This is a genomic window from Nonlabens sp. MB-3u-79, assembly GCF_002831625.1.
GTDB lineage: Bacteria > Bacteroidota > Bacteroidia > Flavobacteriales > Flavobacteriaceae > Nonlabens.
The window spans coordinates 660,376-679,597 of record NZ_CP025116.1; the positions used below are offsets into that span (position 1 = coordinate 660,376).

Consider the following 19,222-nt stretch of genomic DNA (forward strand, 5'->3'; position numbering starts at 1 on the left):
TTTTAGAAAGCGTAAATTTAAGATAACTCTATCTATTAATTCAGACGCTAAAAGGTTTATTTATGACTAGTGGATCTTTTGTTTTTATAAATCAAATGAGATAGAGAAATATTCCATTAAAATCTGGAAATTACGTTGCTTTCATACCTGACCATAACCAACCAGATTTGCTAAAAATTTAATTACCAAATGTATACCTCAACGTAAATCCACTGCGTATAGTAGTTTGTGGAAATGCCGTTGAAATTGCAAATTCTGAGAACGTGTGATCGTAATAAAAAATCGCCGTGAAAGCGGTGCTTAAATTATAGTCTGCTGTAAACTTAAGACCATAAATGGTCTGTCCAGCGGTTGCCTGACTGTTATCCAAGTCTAGATATCTTACAATAGTCACATTATCTCTAACCGAACCATCTAACCTCAAGTTCAAATCACTCTTGATAACGGTACTTCTACCTCCTACTTTGGTTTTAAATCTCAAGTCTTTGATGCGGTAACCCAGTCCTAGAATCAACTCATTACCATTAATCTCTGTAAGCAAATTGTTATCAAAACTCAAGGAAATGGCGCGATCTCTTCTCAATTCGGCTGCAATAGAAACTGAATTCTTCATTTCAAAATCTAATTTGATAAGCGGACTGAACTGCTCTGCAAGGTTGATGTTGAAGTATAAGTTTCTAGATTTAAAATCGCCATTTTGATTCAATGCATTAGTTCCTACTTGATCTTGATATGTAAGAGCGCCATTACCTTCGGCATAATCCAGATTGGTCTGGAACTGGTTGATCGTAAAACTAGAACGGTATCCGTGGTTGATGGAAAACCTTCGAAAACGTTTCTTGAACCAATTTAAGTTCATTAAACCAGTGTACTTCACTGTCCAGTTAGGCAATGGAATATCGCTAAATGCATTAGAGTCCTGCTTGCCGACATCTCTTCCTTCATAAGCAGCTAAAAATGCTGGTAATAACACTTGCTGACTGTTTCTAGAAAAACCTTCTGGATATCCATCTGTATCTCTTGTAAAGGTATTTGTTCCATAAAACTCCGTCGCCAGTCGATCAGCAACGGCGAGTCTATTGCTTCTAAATGTATCAAAAGTAGGGGAATTATCTATGGTGCTTTTTTGAAAGGACGTACCTATCATTAAATTGGTAATATTAAAATTACCAAAATTGTTAGGAGTAAGCGATTGGTAAGTTAAATCGTCCTGATCTACCCGATAATTTTCTGTGTAGGTCTCTTGATAGGCGCGATTTCCTAAAATATCTATGGAGAGATCTTTTAATAAATCCACTTTAAAATTGAAATCAAGTTGCCGGGTCTCCACCTCACTGTATTGTTGATTAAAATCTTGATAGAGCGTTAACCAGCCACGTCTTGCAGCAAGGTCTCGCACTTCTGACTGACTACCAAAAACAAAGCCTGACGTAGGTTTCAAGGTGCCTATAAAACCTATATCTGGAGTATAACCTGGTAAGAAAATACCGTTTGTTTCTTGATAATTGATTTGTGCTCTTTTTACCGAAGTCACTATTCCTATCAAGGTATTGTAGGCTTGATTACCGATGTTCTTTTTAGGGATTTTTGGTTGATCATCCTTTTTTCCTTCCGTTGGAGTTGGTGGCTTTCTACTTCTTGTTCTCGACTTATTTCGAGATCTGGCGGCATTATTTGCAGCAAAGCCAAATTTCTTTTTTTCTAAACCGACATACGTGTACAATTTATCTAAGTCTAAGGTCCCATTAATACGATGTGTGTTGGCATTTTGGATGGAATTTCCTAAATCCGGGATGCCGTCTAACTGTGCAAACTGCTGCGCATTACGTGTCCAATTGAAGTTAGAGGTATAAGTGTAGTTCGCTTTCGCGAAAGCGAGAAAAGGAAACTTATCAAAAGGCAACTTATAAGTGAGTTGCAGTTGTTGAGAGTGCGAGTTAGGAATTCCCTCATCAAAAAAGTCAGTCCATAAAGTATAACTCTCGTCAATGGTACTGTCCTCATTTACATAACTGCGTATCAAACGGTCGTTATTTGCAGAAAGGTTGACCTGTAATGATTTAGTGAGATCCCAATTAATAGCATATTGATGATTCATTGTAAAGTTACGGTTGGTCAAGGGTTCCAGTGTAATATTTTGAGCGTCTGGGAGGCCATCGCCATTTAAATCTACGGGATTGGTGTCCAACTGTAAATCACGGAATTTTTGAGTATTGTACTGTCTAAGCACATTTAAACCTGCTGCAAAATTATTAGGCAGCGGATTAAAATTAAGGTCTTTTACAAATTTTAAATAGGAGTTGTCAAACCATTTTACATTCTTAAAGGGTTCTAATTCAGCCTTAGGGAAGGCATAGTTATAAGTTCCACCTACATTTACCGATTGATCTTGAAACTTCTCTACCTCAAAATTGCGTTGATCGGTCTGATTATAGGAACCTGAGAATGTAAAGTTCTCTATATCATAGGGCATAGGAGTTGCCTCACCAGTGCGTTCTTTACGCACCCCTATTAAGTTAATGCTTTGTCTTCTGGTATAATCTTCGGACTGTTCTCTTATGGCATCACGCTCTGCATCACTAGTGGCATTGTCCAGTCTTGTTTCTAACTCTATGTCTTCAAATTGAGGATCAAATTGTGGTGTAATCGTTTCCTCTCCTATACTATAAGAAAAGGGTAAGGAAACGCCCCATTTTTCTGGAAGTAATTTACCAAAACTCACGTTAGTGGTGACATCATATTGCGTAAGGTTCTCACGACTTCTTTCTTGTGGTCCTTGCTCAATAGCGCCAAAACCTATGGTACTCCTTCTACCGGTCGCGCTTACACTGGCAAAATCGGCTATGTTTGCATCCATATTCATCACCGCAGCATAACCCCCTTGATTTTTCAATCCTGACAGTCTCATTTCATTGAACCATACTTCACCACAAATACTGCTGTTAGTAGCATTGCGAACACCTATCATCATGGCGCGTATATCACCGAAGTTAGGGTTCCCTTTGATACCGTATTTTTGTTGATTTTCTTCTCCAGCACTACTAGGATCAAGAGCTGCCTGATCAAAGAAATTAAGGTCACTAATATTCAAACTGTTGTCTCCTAAAACCAGAGCTTTAATTTCTTGAAGTAAAGCAAGGTCTATATCAAAATTATTTGCTTGAGGCCAGATTTCTTCTCGCACATCTGTACCAAATGCTGTAGGTTTTAATGGGAGTCGAATTTCATAAAAGTTTTGAGTATAATCGACACCTATTCTAATAAATGCCTCTAGTTCGTCATCACCTGCAGACATTTCATTCACTAAAGATTCTGCATGTACAAACATTTGAAGTGCCTCATACTGACGCATATCTATTCTAAGATTCTTAAAAACACCACGTGCATCTCCAGCTTCTAGATCACAAACCCTAAGAGCAAGGGATTGTTCATTCTGACGTATGTTTTGATTTTGCGTTCTTAGCTGTTCCCTTTCTACTCCAGGAGGCAATCTATATGGAATAGGTGTACGCGCTTCATTGTTCTCAATATTTACCCCTTCTACTTCAAAAACGGTAGGATCATCTGATGCAATTGGATCTGTCTCGTCTAACGAATCTGTAAATCTTCTATAATCTCCACGTACAAGGTCCAAAGAACCAAATCTTAAAAACGTATCTACTTCAAAGTCTGACAGGTACATTCTCATAAAGCGTATCGCTCTAAAGTCAGCAATACCCCCTATTTCTTCACGGTTAGGATCACTTAATGGAACTCTGAATTGCACCCATCTTGTACTGATCTGGTTACCGTTAGGTAGGGTAGTCTCAACTGTTTTTGTATCAAAAATATACTCACTAGTTGTCACATCCATTCCTGGAAAGATATCTATATCATACTCGTAATAACTATCAATAGTATTCATCGTATTATCCCGGTTGATGTCCTCTACATCGGGTAAGGTGGTAGAACCACGATTATCTTGAGTAACGGCTGTAGGTGAATTCCCTTCTGTACCATTGTAGTTCTTATAGCGCATAGGGATATCTCCACTTGCCGCTACAAAAAATTCATAATTATCCCCCGCTGGATCAAAAGGTCCAAAAGCAGGGAAGTCTGTTAATTCTTCATTATCGCTATAACCATCAAGTCCTATATCTTGATTAGCACGCTCAGCTCCCTGCGTATCAAAGGCGTATACTAGAGACTGATTTACTGGGACCTTTCCGTATGCGGTATTGGTAGTAAGTAAAGTACCTCCATCATTAGGCAATCCATTTTCAAATTGCTTTCTATTATCTTTTAAAATATCTTCAGAAATACTTCCTAAGTTAATAGATATCGTCCCTCCATCATTAGTAGCATCATATTGAAATGGATCCATAATCCAGAACTGCATGTACTCCACATTAGTCTGTTCAAAGTCTGTACTGGAAAACTGACGCATGATCCCGCCCCAATTATCTTGTGGGTTAGGAAGTACGTTTGTCCCAGCCGCTTGCGGATTGTAATTGTACTGACCACGCTCGTTAGGGTAATAAGCCATATCCAGCGTGTTGATGACTTGCTGTTGTCCTTGTTGCAAATCTACATTGGGAAATATTTCATCTATAAAAACACGTCTGGTGCGGTAATCAGAAACATCTTGGTCTGTAATTCCGGCTGGTCGTTGATTTCCATAAAAAATAGGATCTATAGAATACCAAGCCATCTTAGCACGACTAAAATTATAAGCCAGTGGATTTGCTGTACTGCCTACCCCTTCAAACGCCACAGGAGTACTCGCTAATGACCAAGAGAATGGAGTCAAAATATCGATAGAAGTTTGTGAACCCTCAAAATCGTCTACGTATGCGGCGGCTTGACCTCCAAAATTATCACCCGCAGGAGATCCAGGAAATAAATAAGCAAACTCTCCTCTTAATGATAGATTTGAAACTACATCTGTATCTACGTTAGGAAGTTTATTTGCTAGTCTGGTAAGAAAAGGAACTTCTGTATTGTACAAGAAGTTGATTCCCATAATGGTATTGTTGATAGGCTCAAATCCATAAGTAGATTTTTGAGTAATCGGTCGTTCTTTTAAGTTTAAGAATGTCCCCCCTAATATAAAGTCCTCACTAAATTTGTGTTCTACATTGATTCCTGTAAAACGTTTGGTTTGCTGGTTAAAGACAGAATTGTTTTCTGTAGAAACTTGGATAGGGGTATTGGAATTTAATAAGGCTTGATCGAGTATAATCACACGACCCAACTGATAATCTACTGTATAATCAATGCCTTCTTGAAGTGTTCTTCCTCCTGCGGTCACCGTTACAGAACCTCTAGGAACATTAAAACCGCCTATAGGAATTCCTTCCTGACCTGTTGCTTTGTATTCCCCTTTAATCAAGTACTTATTTTTATCGGCACTTTGTAATGCTTGCGCTTTGGTGGTGCGGTACATATCTCTATATACATACTGCGCTTGGTTAGCATTATAAGTAGTAGGATCATTATAATCTTCTGGCCCAGCGCCTGGTGTGTTATCTAGTTTACTAAACAAATGACTACCAAAAGGCTCCACCGTAGTAAAAATAATACGCCCATTTTGAGGGTCTATGGTAAGCCCAGGGACAAAATCAAAAAATCCATCTCCCGCAGGTTGTGGATCTTGCTGTTGATTTAATCTATCGAGATTAAAAACCCGTATCAGTGTAGTTTGATCCACATCGGCTGGTAGAGCAACTGCTGGGTTAGTCATAGTTCCTTCTGCTGCAGTGATGTAATTGAGCTCTGGCGGATATTGATAAAAGATATTTAGTTTAAAATCTTCAGGAGTCAGTTGAAAACCACCTAGATTATAAATATTCTTCATCATCAAGTCCCAGATAGGCTCGCTCACATTAGTGAGGTTACTCTTCAATAATTTAACTACTAGACTTTGATTGTTTACTGGCGGCTGATTAGGATTGGGGTTTGCTACTACATCTGTTGCTATGATACCATCGTTTGCAAATTCTCCCACTTGATACACCTTCCCTCCGACCGTATATTGAAAAGATACCGCAAGAACTTCATCGTTGTTCAATCGTTGCCTTAGAGAAATATACCCCAGCTGAGTGTTTAATGTATATTCTTGAGGAGTTAGTTTACGGGCGTTTTCTAAGGTGACGTAGTCAAAGCCTTCGTTCACGTTTGCTCCACCAAAACCTTGTTGGACCGTCGCAATATCTCTTATCTGACTGTTTAAAATGGTTTGCGCACCACCATTAATTCCTTCTGGGTTAAAATCGTTGTTTGCGTTATCCGGAAAACTTTCAGCCGGTGCATTTAAAAAACCACTAGGTGTCGTGTCAAGTCCTACGTTAGAAGGATCAGATTCTCCTATATCTTGAATAGCCACCAGGTTACGTACATCTTGAGTTCTATTACCTCTGTTAGTGATCCACACTTCGGCACGTGTGATCTGTATATTGTTATTAATGAACGGGTAATTCTGTAAGGAAGTGTCGTAATTATCTCTAAAGTAATGCGATAAGAAATAGTGTCTGTTCTCATCGTAATCAAGAGAGAAAAAATCAAAATCATTTACTGTCGCTCCACCAGCGGCTTGCACGGTTCTCGATTCTGATTGTTGTTCTGAAAACACGGCAGTAATTCTGGTTTTACCGAATTGCAATTCTGTTTTAATACCAAAAAGACTTTGCGCGCCTCGTATCAATTGTGAATTGAGCGGCATTGCAACATTCCCGACTTCTATACTTTGAAGAATATCATCCTCCGTAGGAGTATAGTCCAGCTTGATTTGGTTTTGAAAGTTAAACGTACTTTGGGTATCGTAATTTGCATTTACCTGTAATCGCGTTCCTACCTTACCTACTAAACTTAAATTAATACGTTGATTGAAATCAAAAGTGAGATTCTGTCGGTTACGAGGGGAAAAACTTGGGTTATCAGAACGGTTAAATAACAACCCTAAATCTACTTCTACAGAACCTTGAGGATCTATATCTATTTCTGTACCTCCAAAAATAGAAGCAAAAAGATCAGAATTCACGTAGAAATTAGGAAGTAAATCTTTTTGTTTTGCTTTATCTTCTTCAGATTTACCGGCAATTGCAGCCGCTTTTTCTTTGAAGTAGTCCATCATTTGTTGCTTCAGCACTCGCTCTAAGTACTGTTCACGAGTTAGAATGAATGGAAAATCGATGTTGTAGCCATTAAAAGAACTGGAGTACACGTAACGGTCGAGATTAGCGTCATAAGTGTACAGTGAAGTAATACTAGGTGGATCTGGGAATTTTAAGGAACCCAGCCTCACCCCAGTTTTGACAGAGTCTTGAGGGGTTTCTGTTGGGTCTTGCGCTTTCGCGAAAGCGAAAACAAATAGAGACAAAAGAAAGACAACAGCCCTCAGATTATGATTACAATATCCCAAATCTTATAATTGTTTAAGTGCTTGTTTTATAAGTTGTTCTGTTGTGGCATCTGGCTGAGTAGAAAGAATTTTATCCACCACTTTCTGAGCTTGTTTGCGCATATATCCTAAGGTTTCTAAAGCAGATAACGCTTCTTCCCTTCCAGTATTGCTTGAGACTACTGTAAATTGTGGATTATCCAGTACTTGCAATATTTTATCTTTCAAATCTAAAATGACCCGTTGCGCCCCTTTTGCACCTATACCTTTGACGCTTTGTATGGTTCTTACATCTCCAGAAGCAATCGCTTGCGCAATTTGATTGGGATCTAAGCTCGATAGCATGGTCCGAGCAGTATTTGCTCCAATACCAGAAACAGAGAGTAATAATTTAAAAACTTCTCGCTCCGTTTTCTCAGCAAAACCAAAAAGACGGTGCGCATCTTCTCGGACTAATTGATAGGTAAATAATTTGATCGCTTCCCCTTCTGGAATCAAAGAATAGGTGTGTAAAGAAATTTCCACTAAATACCCTACACCAGCGCAATCAATGACAACATCTGTCATGTTTTTTTCCACTAATTTTCCTTGCAGTTGTGCGATCATTATTTAACAAATTTTAAGAAGTCAAATGTAAGAAAATATAAACGAGCAAATATCAAGACCTATCAAGGCTTTTATTGCTTTTTACTAGCGTGTTTTTCTTTTTGCTGTGCATCGATTACAGCAACCGCAGCCATATTTACAATTTCATCTACACTTGCTCCTAGCTGCAAGATATGAACCGGCTTTTGCATTCCCATCATGATAGGACCTATGGAGTCTATACCGTTCAATTCCTTGAGCATTTTGTAGCTACTGTTAGCACTTTCCAGGTTAGGAAATATTAAGGTGTTTACTTTTTTACCAGCGAGTTTAGAAAAAGGGAATTTACTTTGTAACAATTCTGGATTTAAGGCAAAATCTGTTTGCAATTCTCCATCCACTACTAAATCTGGATAGTACTTATGCAAGTATTTTACCGCCTCAGTAACCTTTGTCGCGTTGGGGTGTTTTGAAGAGCCGAAGTTGGCATATGAAGTCATCGCAATGACCGGAGAAATCCCAAACATAGCTGCAGTGCGACCCGTCATTTGTGCGATTTTGGCCAGTTCTAATGCATCTGGATTGATATTTATAGACGTATCTGACACAAATAAAGGACCTCGAGAGGTAATCATCAGGTTAGTGGTTGCAATTTTATCCACTCCTGGAGCTTTTCCTATTATTTCCATCATAGGACGCACTGATATTGGATAGGATTGAGCCACTCCAGTAATCAAGGCATCTGCATCACCTAATTTCACCATCATAGCAGCAAAATAATTGCGTTGCCTCAATGTTTTTCCTGCGTCAAATTCTGTGGTTCCTTTTCTATGTCTGAGTTTCCAGAATTCATCAGCATACCGATCTCTACGCGCTTTTTCTTCATCAGATTTAGGATCGATAATCATACAAGGTTGATCAAAACCTAGGTCTTCCATTAATGCTTCAATGATATCACGACGACCTAATAAAATTGGGATCCCAATTCCTTCTTCCAATACAATTTGCGCTGCTTTAAGCACGTCTATATTGTCTGCTTCAGCAAATACAATTCTTTTAGGGTTGGTCCGTGCGCGATTCAATAACAAGCGCACCAGTTTATTATCTGACCCCATACGGCTCAGTAACTGCTCTGTGTATTTATCCCAATCGGTAATAGGTTCTTGAGCGACACCACTTTCCATAGCAGCTCTTGCGACTGCTGGCGGTATCGTAGATATTAATCTAGGGTCAAATGGCTTAGGAATAATATAGTCCCTACCAAAAGCTATTTTCAATTCCCCATAAGCAATATTTACTTGTTCAGGAACTGGCTCTTTAGCTAATTGAGCAATAGCGTAAGTGGCCGCCAACTTCATTTCTTCATTAATTTTAGTAGCTCGCACGTCCATCGCACCTCTAAAAATAAATGGGAAACCAAGAACATTATTCACCTGATTAGGGTGATCGCTTCTTCCAGTTGCCATAATGATATCTTCTCGAGAAGCCATTGCGGTGTGGTAGTCAATTTCGGGGGTAGGATTTGCCATGGCAAAAACAATTGGAGAATCGTTCATGGATTTCAACATATCGCCATCAACAATATTACCAGCTGAAAGTCCCAAGAAAACATCAGTCCCTTTAAAGGCTTCCCTTAAATTAACCTTAGGTTGATCTGTAGCAAACTGCATTTGTTCTGGGCCCAGGTCAGTTCGATCTTTGGTAATCAAACCGTCTATATCAAACATCATAATGTTTTCTTTCCTCGCGCCTAATTTTACATAAAGACTGGTACAAGAAATTGCGGCACTACCCGCTCCAGAAATAAGTATTTTTACATCTTCTATTTTCTTTTCTGCAATTTCTAAGGCATTTAATAAAGCGGCACTAGAAATAATTGCCGTCCCATGCTGGTCATCGTGCATGACTGGAATGTCCAACTCTTCTTTGAGTCTTCTTTCTATTTCAAAAGCTTCGGGAGCTTTGATGTCTTCTAGGTTGATCCCTCCAAAAGTAGGAGCAATATTTTTTACTGTTTTTATAAATTCTTCTACATCTTTGGTATCGACTTCAATATCAAAACAATCCAAATCTGCAAAAATCTTAAACAGAAGACCTTTTCCTTCCATTACAGGCTTAGAAGCTTCAGGACCTATGTCACCGAGTCCTAGAACAGCTGTACCGTTAGAAATTACCGCAACTAGATTTCCCTTGGCAGTGTATTTATATACGTTTGATTTGTCTTTTGCAATCTCTAGGCAAGGTGCCGCTACACCAGGACTGTAGGCAAGTGCCAGATCTCGCTGACTGCTGTGTTTTTTAGTAGGTACTACTTTTATCTTACCGGGAGTAGGCTTTGCATGGTATATTAACGCCTCTCTTCTTTTACTTTCTTCGCTCATAAATCCGTTAGAATAATCAAAACAAATGTAAGGTTATTGTGGCGTTTAGTATTTACCATCCTCATAATATTGCAAGTTGATTTCTACCAACTATAACTATGGAGGTACCTGTTTTATAATTCCGCTTTCGCGAAAGCGGGGTCTAAACAGTTCTAATAGTCAGTAGTTACTTTCTTCTTGAAAAGAAGCTGCGCATTTCTAGGCTTTAAAGTAATCAATGGGTGGTAATCAATAAAGTCATGTACTGGTGTAATGTCAAAACGCTCTAACATTCTAGCGATAACGAGAATCATTTCAAAAACGGCAAAATTATTCCCTACACACATACGAGGACCCGCACCAAAAGGAAAATAAAAATCTCTATATTCTTTAGCCTTGCCCGGCGCAAAACGATCTGGATTAAAAACCTCTGGATCTTTCCAAAGATCTTTCCTCCGATGCATTTCATAAAACGAAATGAGCCATATACTGCCCTTTTCAATTGCTATATCTTCACAGCTGTCTGCTTCCAGCGCCACACGATCGGTTACATAAGCAGGCGGATACATTCTCAAGGTTTCATCCACGCATTGTTTGATGTAAGGCATAGCCATTAAACCGGTCATGAGATCTTCATTGTCCAGATGGCTGATCTCTTTACTGGCTTTAGCAATAGTTTCTGGATGCTGTGCGAGCAACTGCGCTGCAAAACTCAATGCATTTGCCGTGGTTTCATGACCCGCAATAAACAATACCAATATCTCATCCACCAACTGGTCGTCTTCCATATAGGACCCGTCTTCATAGGTGCTGTGCAATAACATATCGAGAAGGTCTCTAGACTCTCTATCGCTGGACCTGCGGTTGTTAATGATGTTTCTAAGGATATCACGAGCTTCTTCAATAAGCTCTAAAGCATGCGGTACACTGTTATCTCCAGAAAGCCATTCTCTATCAAAGTACCATTTCATCCATGGAATTCTCAATTCTTTGATGAGCATTTTTTGTGCTTTCTCGGTAATGAATTGAAGTCTAGAAATTTTCTCTTCCAAGTCATCTATGTCGCCTAAATCAAATAGGCTTCTAGCGACTACCTTAAACGCGAGGTTATTAAAGATTTCATACACATCAATCGCTTGATCTGTTTTGATCTTACTAAATTCTTCTTGAATGACTTCGTCCATGGTTCTCATCAGAGACGAAATAGATTTTTTATAAAAAGCCGGCTGTATCAGCTTGCGATTTGCACGCCATTTTTCACCGTTCTCTGTGAGTAAACCGTGACCTATGTATTTTCCAAGATCTTCGGTTTGTAATGTGGATTTATTGAAGTTCTTTTGGTTCTTTTGAAGTATGTGCTGGGTGATTTTTTCATCACAGGTAAAGTGAATCATCAATCCTGGCTTGGGACTTATTTTAAAGGTATTGCCGTACTTTTTAAAGTTCTCTCTATGAAAAGGTAACGGATCCTTATAAATCTGTCTGGATTTTGCTAGAAATGTAAGTGCTGGAATTTGTTCTATTTTTCTCATTATTGATTAAATAAACCCCCCGCATTGTTTGCTTTCACTCTCCCTAAGTGCTTATAAGCATGCTCTGTTACCTCACGACCTCTAGGAGTTCTAATGATAAAACCTTGTTGTATTAAGAAGGGCTCGTACACTTCTTCAATAGTTTCTGCGCTTTCTGACACTGCGGTGGACAGGGTCGTAATACCTACTGGGCCACCTTTGAATTTATCGATAATGGTCGTAAGAATTTTATTATCCATCTCGTCGAGACCATGCGCATCTACGTTTAATGCTTCTAGTGCGTATTTTGCTATAGGCATGTCTATGGTACCATTCCCTTTGATTTGAGCAAAATCTCTTACCCGTCTCAATAATGCATTTGCAATACGTGGGGTACCACGACTGCGACCAGCAATCTCGATTGCCGCTACGTGGTCTATAGGTACGTTCAGTATTTCGGCACTTCTTATGACGATGGTAGAAAGTATTTCCGTATTGTAGTATTGCAATCTAGAAGCGATACCAAACCTCGCTCTCATAGGAGCAGTAAGCAATCCTGATCTCGTGGTAGCGCCGATTAAAGTAAACGGAGCAAGATTAATCTGTACGGTTCTAGCATTGGGACCGGTCTCAATCATGATATCGATCTTATAATCCTCCATAGCACTATAGAGGTACTCTTCTACAATGGGGCTTAATCTATGGATCTCGTCTATAAAAAGAACATCGCGTTCGTCCAGGTTAGTGAGCAAACCCGCAAGATCACCTGGCTTATCTAATACGGGGCCAGAAGTGACCTTTATACCAACACCTAGCTCGTTAGCTAGAATATGCGCCAAAGTTGTTTTACCAAGCCCAGGAGGTCCATGAAAAAGCGTGTGATCCAATGCTTCTTCCCGACCATTAGCGGCGGCAACAAATATCTTTAAGTTCTCTAATACTTGATCTTGCCCTGCAAAATCATCAAAAGATAATGGCCTTAAGGCTCTATCAAAGTCGTTTTCCTCATTGGAAAAATGGTCGCCACTAGGATCAAGATTTTCATTCATATCTCAAAGATACTACTCAATAGGGAGCGAGTTGTAATATTTCTATAATAAGTAGGTGACTATTGTGATATAGAGATTATGATGGCTGTTCCGCTTTCGCGAAAGCGGAATACTAATAATAATAAACGGTTTTAATAAGACCTTGTGAAGGTCAGACACTTTAAGATTGTATCTTAAAATAAAAAATGAAACCAAGAGAAAAAACACCAGAATTAGAATTATCACTTATCAATGACACCAGTTGGTCCTTAAAAAAACAAGAAGCAGATAAATACACGCTAATCCTATTTTATAGAGGACACCATTGTCCCGTATGCAGAAAGCAATTAGAAGAGGTAAAGGAAAATCTAAGCCGTCTCATGGAAAGAGGAATACATGTGATAGCAATCAGCATGGATAGCGAGGAGAAAGCTAAAAAGAGCGGAAAAGAGTGGGATATAGCAGAATTACCTATAGGTTTTGGACTTTCAAAAGAACAAGCCAAAGAATGGGGACTGTATCTTTCTCAAGGAATTAATGACAAGGAGCCAGAATTATTTTCTGAACCAGGGATGTTTTTAATAAAAACTGACCAAACCTTATACTTCTCTTCTGTACAAACCATGCCCTTTACCAGGCCTAAAATGGACGATGTCATCCAAGCAGTCGATTATATAGAAAATAAACAATATCCAGCACGAGGGGAGGCTTGATACCTCTTACTCATAAAACAAAAAATGCCGCTCAATGAGCGGCATTTTTATATATATAATTCTTCACCTATTTAGTGATTCATTTCTTCTTCACCCTCTTGCATAGGTATATGTTGTGGAACATAATCTTGACCAGGAATAACATATTCCCCATCTTCATTCACTTTACTGTAGTCATAAGGCCATCTGTGAACAGTAGGAATAGGTCCATCCCAGTTCCCGTGTATGTGTTTATCACCTGTTGTCCACTCTAGCGTATTAGAGCTCCATGGGTTAGCAGGGGCTTTCTTACCGTAAAATATAGACTTAACAAAATTGTAGACAAAGAACAATTGAGCAAAAGCAGTTGCGATAGCAAAATAGGTAATCAATTTATTTGTATCAGCTAAATCGTCAAAGTACGGGAAGTTAGTATTAGTGTAGTAACGTCTTGGTAAACCAGCCATACCGACAAAATGCATTGGGAAAAACACTCCGTACGCACCTATTGCAGTTAACCAGAAGTGTACATAACCCAAGTTCTTGTTCATCATGCGATTGAACATTTTTGGGAACCAATGATACACACCAGCAAATAAACCATATAATGCAGATATACCCATTACCAAGTGAAAGTGAGCTACCACAAAGTAAGTGTCATGTACGTTAATATCAAGTGTACTATCTCCTAAGATAATACCAGTAAGACCACCAGTAATGAAAGTAGAAACCAATCCTATAGAGAATAACATCCCGGGATTCATCTGTAAATTACCTTTCCAGAGCGTGGTGATATAATTAAAGGCTTTTACCGCTGACGGTATAGCAATTAATAAAGTTGTAAATGTAAAGACTGATCCAAGGAATGGATTCATCCCTGATATAAACATATGGTGACCCCATACGATAGTAGATAAGAATGCAATCGCAAGTATAGATGCAATCATCGCACGGTATCCAAAAATTGGCTTACGCGAGTTGGTTGCTATCACCTCAGATGTAATTCCTAATGCGGGAAGTAGTACAATGTACACCTCTGGGTGACCTAAAAACCAAAATAAGTGTTCAAAAAGAACTGGAGAACCACCTTGATGTGCAAGTACCTCACCTTTAATATAAATGTCAGACAGGAAAAAAGAAGTTCCGAAACTTCTATCCATAATCAACAATAATGCTGCTGCTAAAAGTACTGGGAAAGAAACAACTCCAATAATTGCCGTTACAAAAAACGCCCAAATCGTCAATGGTAGACGGGTCATAGACATCCCTTTAGTTCTCAAATTGATTACGGTAACAATATAATTCAACGAACCTAATAAGGAAGATGCGATAAAGATCGCCATAGAAACCAACCATAAGGTCATTCCTAGTCCAGAACCACCCATCGCTTCAGGAAGCGCACTTAATGGTGGGTAAATAGTCCATCCAGCAGCTGCAGGTCCTAATTCTACAAATAAGGAACCTATCATAATGGTCGCTGATATAAAGAACAACCAATAAGATACCATATTAAGGAATCCAGATGCCATATCACGTGCACCAATTTGTAATGGAATCAAAAAGTTAGAGAACGTTCCACTTAATCCTGCTGTTAATACAAAGAAGACCATGATCGTACCGTGTATAGTAACTAGCGCGAGATACATATTAGGATCCATTACCCCGTCAGGAGCCCACTTGCCTAATAAGGCTTGGAATACCATGCTAGGCTCTCCTGGATTTGCTAATTGCATCCTCATAAGTACCGACATAGCAATACCTATAGCTCCCATAATAAGACCAGTAACAAGATATTGCTTAGCAATCATCTTATGATCTTGAGAGAATATATATTTAGTAACAAAGGTTTCTTTGTGATGGTGGTGTCCATCCTCATGTCCTTGATCTGCAGTAACAGCGATAGCTTGTCCCATAATTCTAATTTTCAGCGTTAGCTAAAGTTTTTTCAAAAGTTGTTTGTGTTTCTAACCACGTATTGTAATCTTCTTCACTTTCCACTACGATTTTCATTTGCATGTTGTAGTGTGAAGCGCCACATATTTTATTACAGAGAAGATAGTATTCAAATTCATATGGATCTAAAGCCATATCACCGTCAGCTACCAATTCTATGCTTTTCTGTCGTCGTATTTCATTAATCTTACGAACTTTTTTGGTCATAAATTCAGTTGACTTATAATCTTCTGAAGTTACTGTAGGTGTGAACTTAAATTGAGTTACCATTCCTGGCACTACATTCATTTGAGCTCTAAAATGAGGCATGTATGCAGAGTGCAATACATCTTGACTTCTAAATTTAAAAATAACTGGACGATTTACAGGTAAGTGTAATTCTGCTCCTACTTGGTCATCCATACCGTCTTGATCTGTTGGGTCAATACCTAATACGTTTTGACCTTCAATAAAACGTACGTTGGCATCCCCTAAGGTATTGTCTGCACCGCTGTAACGCACTTTCCAGTTAAATTGGTAGGCATATACTTCAACAATTAACGGATCATCGTCTGTGTTAGCATCCATAAGATCATTCCAAGAGAACAATCCCCATAGAATTAAACCTGCTAAAACCACAACTGGAATCGCTGTCCAAATAAATTCTAATCGATCATTATCAGCATAGAACAATGCCTTCTGGCCTTTTCTACCGTGGTACTTATAAGAAAACCAGTGCAGTAGACCTTGTGTCAACACCTGTACAATCATTATAACCACTGTAGTAAGTAATAGTAAGTCATCATACTCAGCTCCGTGCTTTGATGCCGCATCTGGTAAAAAATAATCACTGTAGCCTACAAAACAAGCGATCATTAATGCGTAAAATCCAATACCGAACAAAAGCATGTACAGACCCTGGCGTTTATTATCGCCATCATTAGCCACTTCTACTGTGTCAGAATCTGGCTCCGGTGCTTTACCAAGAGATACAATCTTAGTTATTTGCCAAACTGAAATGGCAAAAAGAGCTGCTATAAATATGATTAGAAATGCTGTCATTACAGATGTATTCTATTGTTTTTAATAATGAAAATGTTTACTCTCTCCTAGAAAAGGATCCCCTTTTGGGATTAAAGGAGTTTTTGAAATCGTACGGAATATGTAGAATATAAATAATCCTGCAAAGAATAAGAACGAACCTATTTCAGGGAAACCTATAAACCAAGATTCACCTACAGTTGCCGGCATCACCATCACATATATATCTAAATAATGGCCGATAATAATAAATAATCCTGCAGTAACCACAAACCAATTGACACGTTTGAAATCAGAATTCATAAGTATCAATAATGGAAATAAGAAGTTGATAGCAACCATACCGAAGAAAAGTATGTTATAATCTTGAATACGAGTTACAAAATACGTTACTTCTTCTGGAATATTGGCGTACCAAATCAACATAAACTGTGAGAACCATAGGTACGTCCAGAAAATACTGATACCAAACATAAATTTAGCCAAATCATGAATATGAGAATCGTTGACAAACTCTAAATACCCTTTAGACTTTAAGAAAATAGTTACTAAGGCTATAGTCGTTATACCAGAGACAAACATACTAGCAAACACATACCATCCGAACAAAGTAGAGAACCAGTGCGGGTCAAAACTCATGATCCAGTCCCATGACATGATAGATTCTGTTACGATGAAAAATACCAAGAACATAGCACTGTGCTTAAATCCTTTTTTATACCAAGAGATGTCGCCATCCTTTGCTTCGTCTTGTTTTAGACCAAATCTTCTAATGTTCCATAGATACAAGTTCCATCCTACTATAAATGCACCTGCTCTAAACAACCAAAATGGCACATTTAAGTATCCTGTCTTAGCAGCAATAATTGCATCATAGTTTTCATTTCCTAAAACATCAACTCCTTCTTCCATCCACACAAATATGTGATTGAAATGTAATCCAGAAAGCAGCAAGAGGATGAACATGATGATTCCACCAGGTAGTATATAACTACTAATTCCTTCCATAACTCTAAAAAGTACAGGGGACCATCCGGCTTGTGAAACCTTTTGCAATGCAAGAAAAGCAAGTGATCCTAAACCAATCATAAAAAAGAAAAAGGCTGCGATATAAACCGCTGACCAAGGTCTGTTTTGTAGTTGGTGATACATATGCATTGCATGATCGTCGTCGTGACCACCTGCATGCGCATCATCTGTAGCGTGTTCTTCTGAGCTAGGAGCAGCTACATGACCTGCCTCCTTATGAGCATCCTCGGCTAAGCCGTGCTCATTTGATTCCATTCCATGTGCACCACCATGAGCCGCAGCATCGTCATCGATCATCTGTTGAACTTCGGCTTGTGAACTTGGAACTGCCCAAAATCCCACTGCAGTAAACAGTGCTCCAACAACCATCAGTGCGATTGCGAAAGTCTTTAATTTGCTAGTTACCTTATACATATTACAATATCTTCTAGGGCTTAATGGCCTTCAGTTGTTGTGTGCATTTCTGTAGGGTGTTGATCACCTTCTTGACTATCTTCGATAATAAGATCAGAAACATTAATATCTTCATTTACTGTTACAAACTCTTGACGAGGCTGTCCTTTTAAATCTCTAGTCAGTGCATCTACATGTTGAGCAATTTGCCATCTTTCCTCAATAGAAGTCTGAGAGGCATAAGATCCCATATAATTGATCCCGTAATACATCACATGATAGATAGAACCTTGTGAGATCTCGCGAGCGTCATAACTAGGAACACCGAGAATTTTTTCGGTAGTGGCTAAGTGACCTTTTCCATTCCCCTTGGTACCATGACAAATTGCACAGTAAATATTATACAGTTCGGCTCCGATTTCTAGATTTGGCTCCGTGTAAGGGAGTGGGTTTTGTAAGTTCGCTTTCGCGGAAGCGTAACCCTCATTATTATCTTCATAATCGTACGGCAACCAACCACGAGAAACAGATCCTTTTACTGGTGACTGCGCTTCCACATTTCCAGGAAATATTTCACCTTCTTGATAAGTCTCATATCCTACAGACTCATACATATTTGGAAAATATTGTACACTTCTATTTGAACCCTTCGCGACAGACTTATCATCTCCACCGCAGGATACAATAAGTAAAGTAGCTAAAGCAAAAAAGAACGTTTTTAATAATCTATTCATCAGTGTGCTTCTTTGTCAATTAATTTTATCTCTACAGCACCAGTCTCATAAAGAAACTTTGTAACTTCTTCTTCATCTGCTCCATGAGTATCTATTTCCATAAGAAAATGATCATCTGTAGTTCTTACATCAGGATTTTCTGCCTTTTTAAATGGCCACAGCCTGCTTCTCATATAAAAAGTAATAACCATTAAGTGGGCTGCAAAAAATACAGTCAATTCAAACATAATAGGCACAAAAGCCGGCATGTTTTCTAGATAAGAAAAACTAGGCTTTCCTCCAATGTCTTGCGGCCAGTCTTCTATCATAATGTAATTCATCATTGCCGTAGCAACACATAAACCAACTATTCCATACAAGAAAGCGTTTATCGCCAGACGCGTATCTGCTATTCCCATAGCTTTTTCAAGTCCATGAACTGGAAAAGGTGTGAACACCTCTTCAATATGGTAATGCTTATCTCTAACCTGCTTTACTGCACTCAGTAAAACATCATCGTCAGTATATAAAGCGTGTATCATTTTTGTTGACATAATATC

General features: G+C 38.8%; 11 protein-coding genes. 1 reads left to right on the top strand and 10 read right to left on the bottom strand.

Going from position 1 to position 19,222, the window contains the following annotated elements:
- Positions 1 to 178 precede the first annotated feature (178 nt).
- From sprA to ruvB, 5 genes are all read right to left on the bottom strand, one after another.
- On the bottom strand, positions 179 to 7,357 hold the full coding sequence (gene sprA / locus CW736_RS02980) for a cell surface protein SprA (RefSeq protein ID WP_232735405.1): 7,179 nt from the start codon (positions 7,355 to 7,357) through the stop codon (positions 179 to 181).
- A 45-nt stretch (positions 7,358 to 7,402) separates the two neighbouring features.
- Complete coding sequence (gene ruvA / locus CW736_RS02985) at positions 7,403 to 7,984, bottom strand: Holliday junction branch migration protein RuvA (RefSeq protein ID WP_101012496.1); 582 nt, start codon at positions 7,982 to 7,984, stop codon at positions 7,403 to 7,405.
- Between the two features lie 71 nt (positions 7,985 to 8,055).
- Positions 8,056 to 10,344, bottom strand: coding sequence for an NADP-dependent malic enzyme (locus tag CW736_RS02990; RefSeq protein ID WP_101012497.1), 2,289 nt, complete (start codon positions 10,342 to 10,344; stop codon positions 8,056 to 8,058).
- 152 nt (positions 10,345 to 10,496) lie between these two features.
- Positions 10,497 to 11,855 carry a cytochrome P450 gene (locus tag CW736_RS02995; protein ID WP_101012498.1) on the bottom strand — a complete coding sequence of 453 codons (1,359 nt, stop codon included), beginning with the start codon at positions 11,853 to 11,855 and terminating at the stop codon, positions 10,497 to 10,499.
- Entirely contained in the window at positions 11,855 to 12,883 is a 1,029-nt protein-coding gene (gene ruvB, locus CW736_RS03000; protein WP_101012499.1) for a Holliday junction branch migration DNA helicase RuvB, read from the bottom strand. Before ruvB ends, CW736_RS02995 begins: the two co-directional genes overlap by 1 nt.
- Before the next feature lie 185 nt (positions 12,884 to 13,068).
- Between ruvB and CW736_RS03005 the strand changes: the two genes are divergently transcribed.
- Positions 13,069 to 13,575: a peroxiredoxin-like family protein gene (locus tag CW736_RS03005; RefSeq protein ID WP_101012500.1), complete on the top strand. Its 507-nt coding sequence runs from the start codon at positions 13,069 to 13,071 to the stop codon at positions 13,573 to 13,575.
- 71 nt (positions 13,576 to 13,646) lie between these two features.
- On the opposite strand, the gene CW736_RS03010 is transcribed toward CW736_RS03005, so the two are convergent.
- The 5 genes from CW736_RS03010 to CW736_RS03030 are packed head-to-tail and all read right to left on the bottom strand — an operon-like array spanning position 13,647 to position 19,216.
- Positions 13,647 to 15,467, bottom strand: coding sequence for a cbb3-type cytochrome c oxidase subunit I (locus tag CW736_RS03010; protein ID WP_101012501.1), 1,821 nt, complete (start codon positions 15,465 to 15,467; stop codon positions 13,647 to 13,649).
- A 4-nt stretch (positions 15,468 to 15,471) separates the two neighbouring features.
- A complete protein-coding gene (locus CW736_RS03015) occupies positions 15,472 to 16,548 on the bottom strand; it encodes a cytochrome c oxidase subunit II (protein ID WP_101012502.1) in 1,077 nt (358 codons plus the stop codon).
- A gap of 21 nt (positions 16,549 to 16,569) precedes the next feature.
- Positions 16,570 to 17,970, bottom strand: coding sequence for a quinol:cytochrome C oxidoreductase (locus CW736_RS03020; RefSeq protein ID WP_101012503.1), 1,401 nt, complete (start codon positions 17,968 to 17,970; stop codon positions 16,570 to 16,572).
- A 20-nt stretch (positions 17,971 to 17,990) separates the two neighbouring features.
- Positions 17,991 to 18,683 (bottom strand): c-type cytochrome, encoded by a 693-nt coding sequence (locus CW736_RS03025; RefSeq protein ID WP_101012504.1) that lies wholly within the window; start codon positions 18,681 to 18,683, stop codon positions 17,991 to 17,993.
- Positions 18,683 to 19,216: a DUF3341 domain-containing protein gene (locus tag CW736_RS03030; protein ID WP_101012505.1), complete on the bottom strand. Its 534-nt coding sequence runs from the start codon at positions 19,214 to 19,216 to the stop codon at positions 18,683 to 18,685. Before CW736_RS03030 ends, CW736_RS03025 begins: the two co-directional genes overlap by 1 nt.
- Positions 19,217 to 19,222 lie beyond the last annotated feature (6 nt).

Coding starts and splice junctions, on each gene's coding strand:
- CW736_RS03010 (WP_101012501.1), bottom strand. CDS start 15,467: ATGGGACAAGCTATCGCTGTTACTGCAGATCAAGGACATGAGGATGGA.
- CW736_RS03025 (WP_101012504.1), bottom strand. CDS start 18,683: ATGAATAGATTATTAAAAACGTTCTTTTTTGCTTTAGCTACTTTACTT.
- ruvB (WP_101012499.1), bottom strand. CDS start 12,883: ATGAATGAAAATCTTGATCCTAGTGGCGACCATTTTTCCAATGAGGAA.
- CW736_RS03030 (WP_101012505.1), bottom strand. CDS start 19,216: ATGTCAACAAAAATGATACACGCTTTATATACTGACGATGATGTTTTA.
- CW736_RS02995 (WP_101012498.1), bottom strand. CDS start 11,855: ATGAGAAAAATAGAACAAATTCCAGCACTTACATTTCTAGCAAAATCC.
- CW736_RS03020 (WP_101012503.1), bottom strand. CDS start 17,970: ATGTATAAGGTAACTAGCAAATTAAAGACTTTCGCAATCGCACTGATG.
- CW736_RS03005 (WP_101012500.1), top strand. CDS start 13,069: ATGAAACCAAGAGAAAAAACACCAGAATTAGAATTATCACTTATCAAT.
- CW736_RS03015 (WP_101012502.1), bottom strand. CDS start 16,548: ATGACAGCATTTCTAATCATATTTATAGCAGCTCTTTTTGCCATTTCA.
- ruvA (WP_101012496.1), bottom strand. CDS start 7,984: ATGATCGCACAACTGCAAGGAAAATTAGTGGAAAAAAACATGACAGAT.
- CW736_RS02990 (WP_101012497.1), bottom strand. CDS start 10,344: ATGAGCGAAGAAAGTAAAAGAAGAGAGGCGTTAATATACCATGCAAAG.